Annotated in this window: 6 protein-coding genes and 2 tRNA genes; 6 read left to right on the forward strand and 2 right to left on the reverse strand. The window is 72.0% G+C overall.

The window, feature by feature from the left end; translation table 11 throughout:
* Positions 1-576: serine hydrolase (locus tag AB0G02_RS27170; protein ID WP_360798983.1), on the forward strand; the 576-nt coding region annotated here is incomplete at its 5' end.
* Positions 577-695: 119 nt separating this feature from the next.
* Here the strand turns inward: AB0G02_RS27170 and AB0G02_RS27175 are convergent.
* Positions 696-1,349 (reverse strand): pentapeptide repeat-containing protein, encoded by a 654-nt coding sequence (locus AB0G02_RS27175; RefSeq protein ID WP_360798986.1) that lies wholly within the window; start codon positions 1,347-1,349, stop codon positions 696-698.
* A gap of 188 nt (positions 1,350-1,537) precedes the next feature.
* Here AB0G02_RS27175 and AB0G02_RS27180 point away from each other — a divergent pair, with 188 nt between their 5' ends.
* The 4 genes from AB0G02_RS27180 (at position 1,538) to AB0G02_RS27195 (ending at position 4,748) form a co-directional block, all read left to right on the forward strand.
* A complete protein-coding gene (locus tag AB0G02_RS27180; protein WP_360798989.1) occupies positions 1,538-3,322 on the forward strand; it encodes a hypothetical protein in 1,785 nt (594 codons plus the stop codon).
* A 398-nt stretch (positions 3,323-3,720) separates the two neighbouring features.
* Positions 3,721-3,794 (forward strand) — tRNA-Leu (locus tag AB0G02_RS27185).
* Positions 3,795-3,797: 3 nt separating this feature from the next.
* Positions 3,798-3,870, forward strand: a tRNA-Leu gene (locus tag AB0G02_RS27190).
* Positions 3,871-4,121: 251 nt separating this feature from the next.
* Positions 4,122-4,748 (forward strand): methyltransferase domain-containing protein, encoded by a 627-nt coding sequence (locus AB0G02_RS27195; RefSeq protein WP_360798992.1) that lies wholly within the window; start codon positions 4,122-4,124, stop codon positions 4,746-4,748.
* Positions 4,749-4,760: 12 nt separating this feature from the next.
* Here AB0G02_RS27195 and AB0G02_RS27200 read toward each other — a convergent pair whose 3' ends face one another.
* Positions 4,761-5,216 carry an NUDIX domain-containing protein gene (locus AB0G02_RS27200; protein ID WP_360798995.1) on the reverse strand — a complete coding sequence of 152 codons (456 nt, stop codon included), beginning with the start codon at positions 5,214-5,216 and terminating at the stop codon, positions 4,761-4,763.
* A gap of 105 nt (positions 5,217-5,321) precedes the next feature.
* Here AB0G02_RS27200 and AB0G02_RS27205 point away from each other — a divergent pair.
* Positions 5,322-5,468, forward strand: a 147-nt coding sequence (locus AB0G02_RS27205) for a pyridoxamine 5'-phosphate oxidase family protein (RefSeq protein WP_360798998.1), incomplete at its 3' end; no start/stop codon positions are given.

The following is a 5,468-nucleotide window of genomic DNA, read 5'->3' on the forward strand; positions in this document are numbered from 1 at the left end:
GTCGAGCTGCCCACTGGGGAGGCCGCCGGCGCGCGCTGGGGCCTCGGCTGGATCACCTACGACTGGCCCGGCGGTCGGGTCGTCGGCCACGACGGCGCGACGATCGGGCAGAAGGCGTTCCTGCGGGTCGTGCCGGCGGCGGGGGTGGCGGTCGCGCTGCTCACCAACGGCGGCGTGCCGTCCGAGGTCTACCACCGGTTGTTCACCGAGCTGCTGACCGAGCACGCCGGTGTCGCGGTGCCGGTCTTCGAACCGCCGACCGAGCCGCCTGCGGTGGACGTCGGCCAGTACGTCGGCTCGTACCTGCGCGAGGGGTACGACGTCGAGGTGACCGAGCGGGACGGCGTGCTGCACCTGCGCGGCGAGAGCACCGGCGAGCTGGCCGCGATCAACGCGATGACCCACGTGGACCTCGTGCCGGTGCAGGGCGGGCTGTTCGCCGCGCGGCGCAACGAGCACGAGCCGTGGGCCCCGGTCGCCTTCTACACGCTCCCGGACGGCTCGCCCTACCTCCACTTCGGGATGCGCGCGGCACCCAAGAGCACGAACGGGCACCCGATCCGCCTCCACCCCTGAGGATCCGCGACCGTCGGGGAACGGCCGCCCGTCTGGCACACCCCGCCGTCGACCGGGATCACCCGCGGCTCCCGTCGCGACGCGCCCGGCGTCGGGCGTTCGGCGTCAGTCGTTCAGCGTCAGTCCTTCAGCGTGATGCCGAGCGCCTGGGCGAAGGCGGGGGCGAGGTCGAGCGCCTGGGTGAAGGTGATCGTCGCACCGCGCAAGGAGTCGTAGCCGCTGCGGATGCCGAGCGCGGCGGCCCCGCGGAGGTCCACCTTGTCCAGCCGCGCCCGGTCGAACCGGGCGTCCTCGAGCGTGGAGCCGGGGAAGGAGACGGCGGTCAGCTCGGCCTCGGTGAAGTCCACGTCGCGCAGGATGCTGTTCACGAACGCCACCTGGCGCAGCTTCGCGCCGCGCAGGTTGACCGAGACCAGCTTGCAGCCGAAGAAGGTCACCCGGCTCAGCTCGCTGTCGTACACCGCCACGCCGGCGAACGCGCTGTTGACGACCTCCGCGTCCAGCCAGGAGGTCTCGGCGAAGTCGGTGCCCATGACCTGCACGCCGTGCAGCCACACGTCGTTGAAGCGGGACCGGCGCAGGGACCCGTCGGTCAGCCGCACGCCGGAGAGGGCCGACTCGCTGAACCGCGCGTTGTCCGCCGTGGACCCCGGGAACTCCCGGTCGGTGAAGCGGACGACGTTGTAGTCACCGCCCGGCTCCAAGTGCTCCCCGTCGTGGTCCTCCAGGTAAGCGGCGAACGGCAGGTCCGCGAGCGCCCGGGGTTCCCGCATGTGCACCTCGTGGTTCGTCGGCCGTGTGGGGAAGGGCTTGGCTGAGCGGCCATCGTAGTCCGCTGTCGAAGCGGTATCGCGGTGGTCGCCCAACCCCGGTGGAAGTGTGTCGAAAAGCAACGGCCGGCGGAGATAGGGGAAGGGGGGACGGAGAAGGGAAGCACGCGATGTCTCGATTACGAAGATCCGTGGGCGCACTGCTGCTGACCGCGGCGGTCTGCGCCGCCACCTCGGCCGGCCCGGCGTTCGCCGAACCCACCACTTCAGCCGGCCTCGCCACCGCCACCGCCGCCGACCCCGCCACCGAACCTGCTGTCACCGACCCCACCGCCGCCGAACCCACCACCGAACCCGTTGTCACCGAACCGATCACCGCGCAACCCACCACCGCACCCGTCGTCACGGAACCGGCCGCTGCCGAGCCCGGCACCACGGAACCACCGACCACCCCGGCCACTGGTCCGGTCGCTGCGGAGCCGGCACCGGCACCCGGAACGGTCGACCTGGCGATCACCGTCGCCTTCGACCGCCCCGAGTTCTTCGTCGACGAGAACGTCACCGCGCGCGCTCGCGTGATGAACCGCGGGACGGCCACCGCCAGAGGGGTGCAACTGGTCTCGTCGGCGCCGAACCTGGAGAACACGGACGACTGGGAGGGCTTCCCCACGACCCGGGAGGTGGACGTCGAACCGGGGCACGCCCTGGAAGGCACCCTCAGCTCACCGGTCAAGGCGACGGACAACCCGTTCACCCTCACCCTCGTCGTCACGGTCCGGTCCAGCGGGCCGGACGCGGACGAGGCCGACAACACGGTCACGGTCACCGCGATGGTCAAGGTCCAACTCGGTGGTTACACGGGGATCGTCTACGGCGACCGGAACGGCAACACGGTGGTGGACGCCGGCGAGTCCCTGGCCGGATTCGAGGTCGCCGCCACCGTTGAGGGTCGGCCCGGTGGCTCGTACTCGACGACGACCGACTCGACCGGTCGCTTCACGTTCCGCGACCTGCCCCGCGGTGACTACCGGACGTGGTTCGCCAGGGGCGAGTGGTACTTCCGACCGCCGTTGGTCCACGTGGACGGTGTCGACGACCCGGACGTGGTGATCAGGGGCGCGCTGCCGGTGCCCGACGTGCTCACCGCCGAGGCCCGGTTCGACCGCGCGACCTACCGGGCGGGTGACGTCGCCCGCCTGTCGCTGATCCTGACCAACGGCGGGTCGATCCCGGTCCCGGAGGTCACGGCGGTGTGCCAGGCGTCCACCGCGACCCCGCTCGACCTCGGGGACCTGGCGGCCGCGGGCGTCACCGTGGCCGCGCACTCGACCTCGACCACCAGCGTGGCAATCCCGATCGACGCCTCGGTCGTGGACGGAGGCGCACTGGTGGTCCGGTGCACGTTCGGCGCACCTCCCGAGGTCAACGGCAGCGTCTCCGCGTACGCGATCGCGCGGGTGCCCGGCGCTCGGGCGGCCGTGGTCGTCGGCCGGGTGGTGTCCTCGGTCCGCCCGCCGAACATGACTCCCCGGCCCGGCGGCGCACCGGTCCCGAACGTGAAGATCTACCTGAAGGACCAGGTCACCGGCGCGGTCGTGGTGCGTGCGACCAGCGACGCGGGTGGCGACTTCGAGTTCCTCGACGTACCGGCCGGTGTGTACGACGTCGGCCTGGTCGGGCGGTACATCCTGGTCGACCCGTTCACGATGCACATACGGGCGAGCGAGAGCGGGACGAGCCACGTCGTGATGGTGTGGGCCGGAGGGCCGGACCAGCCGGATCCCGGCCCCGCGCCGCAGCCCGGCGACCCGACGCCCGAGCCCGGTGCCCCGGTTCCACCGGCGACCGGACCGGGGCAGCAGTCGCCGCCGCTCGCCTCGACGGGCGTGAACGTCACCTGGCTCGCGCTGGGCGGCCTGCTCACGGTGCTCGCGGGCATCGGAATGGTGGTGCGGCCGGTCAGGCGACGAGTCTGACCGCGTGACGCGCGGGGTGGGCGCCGCACTGCCCACGCTGCGTGTCGAAGTAATTCGGAGAAAAGCATTGCATTCCCGGTCGGGGTCCGTGCATGATTGCGGCACACGACAGCGAAAGGGCGGAAGTCATGACGGACATGCGGAAGCGAGGGTTGTCGCGCTCGTCTCGGAGCGCCGCGCTCCTTGCCGCGCGCCCGTCGGCCGGGCTGGGGCAGCACCTTCTGCCCGAGCTGCTGCTCCTGCTGCTGACCAGCGCGGACTCCCCGCCATGACGTGACGACCGTCATGCACGTGGGAGCCGCCCATCGGGGAACCGATCCGGGCGGCTCTTCTGTTTCGCGCACCCTTTGTTCGGCATTTCTCATTTATTGTTTTTCGTGACCGGTGCGAGCGGTCACGCGGTTCTAGCCCAAGTGGTAGAGGCGTCTGGTTGAGGGCCAGTCCAGTCGGGGTTCGAATCCCCGGAACCGCACGAGCCCCTGTAGCCCAACGGTAGAGGCAACGCGCTCAGAACGCGTCCGGTCCAGGTTCGAATCCTGGCAGGGGCACTGGAAAAACCACCACCATCACCACGCGGTCATGTGGTGGCCGGCACGGGACAGTCCGACGCCGGACGCGCCCGCGCGCCACGGTGACCGGGCGACGGGTTCGGGATTCACCTGACAGTGTGAACTCACTCTCCGGAAGATGGACCCCACGAGGCCGGTGGCGGTGTCGTCGGCCGATCACCGCGCGGACCTCGGGCATCCTCGGGGCCGGAAGGCGGACGGGGGTGCCGAATCACCGGAGGGATCGGGACATGGGCGGGGACGAGCGGCTGCGGCAGGTCTGGGACCGGTACGCGCCGCGTTACGACCGGGACATCGGGGTGTTCGAGCGGCTCCAGCTGGGCGGTGGTCGGGCGTGGGTGTGCGCGCAGGCCGCGGGGGAGGTGCTGGAGGTCGCCGTCGGGACCGGTTTGAACCTCGCCCACTACCCGGCCGGGGTGGAGGTGACCGGAGTCGACTTCAGCCCCGTCATGCTGCGGCTGGCCGGCCGTCGTGCCGCCGAGCTCGGGCGGGCCGTCGTGCTGACCGAGGCCGACGCGCAGGCGCTGCCGTTCCCGGACGCCTCCTTCGACACGGTGGTGTGCACGCTGGGGTTGTGCGGGTTCCCGGACGAGCGCGCCGCGATCTCCGAGATGCACCGCGTGCTGCGGCCGGGCGGGAGGCTGCTGCTGCTCGACCACGTCGGCAGCCACCACGCGCCGATCCGGTGGGGTCAGCGGCTGCTGGAGAAGTGGACGGTCCGGGTGCTGGGCGACCACCTGACCCGTCGGCCGCTGCCGCTGGTCGAGCGGGCCGGGTTCGTCGTGGAGCGGGCCGAGCGGCTCAAGGCGGGCACCGTGGAACGCCTGGCCGCGCGCAAACCGGCCGTCGCCGGCTGATCCGGTCCGTCCTCAGTGGACTGACGGCGGGAGGTCCCACCCGAGCATCCCGAAGGCGGTCCCGGCGAGGTAGCCCCGGATGCCCGCGGCCGGGTAGTCGATCAGCGGGTCCGGCAGGGCGTGGAGGGGGAACCAGTCGACGCCGGAGCACTTGTCGGGCTCGCGGTTGACGGGTGTCCCGGTCCAGCGCCGGGCCTCGAAGAACAGGCCGAGGCGCGGTTCGAGGCCGGGAGCGGTGACGTGCAGGGTGTGGACCAGGCGCAGGTCGGCCGGGTCGAGGTGGACGCCGACCTCCTCCCGGGCCTCGCGGACGGCGGCGGCCAGGACGGACTCGCCCGCGTCGACCTTGCCCGCGGGCAGGTGCCACTGCCCGTCGAAGAGCGGGTCGGCGTCCCGGCGGAGGCTGAGCAGGACCTCGCCGTCGCGGACGAGGAGGAGGTGCACGTCGATCAGGTGGCGGTCGGGCATGGCGCTCTCGTCGGGGTGCTCACGCGGTCGGGGAACCGGCGCAGCTTACGCGCCGTGGTCGGGCGAGGCGGAATACGCGACGGGCGGTCCGGGGTTGGTGCCGGCATGACGGACACAGGGTTCGACCCGCACGCGCTGCTCGCCCGGAGCCGGCTCGGCGTGCTCGCGACGATCAAGGCCGACGGACGCCCGCAGCTCTCCCCGGTCATGCCGGCCTACGACCGGGACGCCGGCGTCATCCGGGTGTCGACC

Origin of the sequence: Actinosynnema sp. NPDC023658 (assembly GCF_040639995.1) — a bacterium.
Lineage (GTDB): Bacteria > Actinomycetota > Actinomycetes > Mycobacteriales > Pseudonocardiaceae > Actinosynnema.